Genomic DNA, 1,849 nt, shown 5'->3' on the forward strand with positions numbered 1-1,849 from the left:
GCTCAGAAAGGCCAGGTAATTGCCCGGTTTCCCGTCATATTGCCGCGCCATCAGGTCAACGATAGGGGACAGTGAGTTATCGCGGTGCTGAAAGCGCGTGGAGACGTCGCTCACGGCGCATACCTGCAGCTGTTCGGCGAGAAAGGGCGACTCCACTTCCGTCCACACCGTGCCGGCCGGCAGGCCCAGCGTGTCGGCATAGTAGTTTTGCGGGCTCAGCGTGGCAGAAAACAGAACCGCCGATTGGGCTGCCGCAAAGCGCGGCGCCAGAAACGGCGCGGGCACCACGTTGCGGATATTCAGCACGCCGAACGGCTGCCCCATCGTCTCGCCGAAAACCCCCGCCGAGGTTTCGCTTTGCAGCGTTACGTCAAACAGCGAATGTTCGCCAAAAGCCTCGGCCATGCGCGAGAAGTGCAGCGCCTCGAAATAAAAATCCTGCAGTTCGCCATCCATGCGTGTCGGGTTGGCCAGCAGAAAGTCGGTGATCTGGGTCAGCGCCTGCCCCAGTGTTTTAAGGAAAGGGGCGGGTAATTCGGGATGGACCCGGTAGGCCTCGCCCTGGGCATGCTGCGCCTGCAGCAGTTCCTGCAGGCTGCGGTTAAGCCGTTCCAGCGCGCCCCGCACGGCCCGGGGTGCGCTGCCATGCACCTGTTGCAGTTGCGCCTGGCTCAGCGTGGCCGAATACATCTTGCGTCCGCGCTCCACCAGGTTGTGCGCTTCGTCCACCAGCACACCAACGCGCCACTGATTGCCTGTGGCCTGGCCGTGCAGTAACGCACTGGTGTCGAAGTAATAGTTGTAGTCGCCCACCACCACATCCGACCAGGTCACCAGCTCCTGGCTCAGGTAGTAGGGGCACACGTGATGGGCCAGCGCCAGTTCGCGAAGCGCCGCTTTGTCCAGCGGCCCCTGCTTGGCGGCATGCGCCACTGCGGCGCTGCGCGCCTGGGGCAGCCGGTCGTAAAAGCCCTTGGCCAGCGGGCACGCGTCGCCATGGCAGGCCTTGCCCGGGTGTTCACATGCCTTGTCGCGCGCCACCAGTTCCAGCACACGCAGCGGCAGGTGGCTTCCATTCAGGCCGGCGCTTCCCTTGATCCGGTCCAGCGCATCAAGCGCCAGCCTGCGGCCTGGTGTTTTGGCCGCCAGAAAGAAGAGTTTGTCGAGTTGCTTTTTAGGCACAGCCTTGAGCAGGGGGAACACCGTGCCGATGGTTTTTCCAATCCCGGTAGGGGCCTGCGCCATCAGGCATGTCCCGGCCTGGGCCGTTTTGTAAACCGCTTCAGCCAGCTCGCGCTGCCCTGGCCGGAACGCAGCGTGCGGAAATGCCAGCGTGGCCAGTCCGGCATCGCGCGCCTGCCGGTGCGCCAGCTCCTGGGTGGCCCACACCAAGAAACGCTCGCACTGTGTTTCAAAATATTCCTTGAGCGACGCGGCGGAAAAATGCTCGGTCAGCGGCGTCTCCTGCGTGCTGGCCACATCAAAGTACACCAGCGTCAGGTTGATGTCCTGCAACTTTCTTTCTTCGCAAAGCAGCCAGCCGTAAACCTTCAGCTGCGCCCAGTGCAGGTGCCGGCGGTTGTCGGCCATGGCGTGCAGGTCGCCCCGGAAGGTTTTGACTTCTTCAAGCTGGTTGCGATCCGGGTCATAGCCATCGGCACGGCCACGCACTTTGAGGGTCTTGTACTCGCCTTCCAGGCTGACTTCGGCCTGGTAGGACTCTGCGCGGCGCGACGCCACCATGGCGTGCCCCGCCATGCCCTCCTGCGCGGAGGGTGAAGGTGTAAAGCGCAGGTCCAGGTCGCCATGCTTGGCCGTGAACTCGCACAGGGCCCTGACAGCCACAAGG

The 1,849-nt window shown here is 63.4% G+C and carries 1 protein-coding gene; it reads right to left on the reverse strand.

Features of this window, described 5'->3' with window-relative positions:
- Positions 1-1,849 (reverse strand): ATP-dependent DNA helicase (locus tag AC1D0Z_RS20745; protein WP_477660051.1); only part of this gene is annotated, 1,849 nt, incomplete at both ends.

The sequence above is a fragment of the Polaromonas sp. P1_E3 genome (assembly GCF_056405935.1).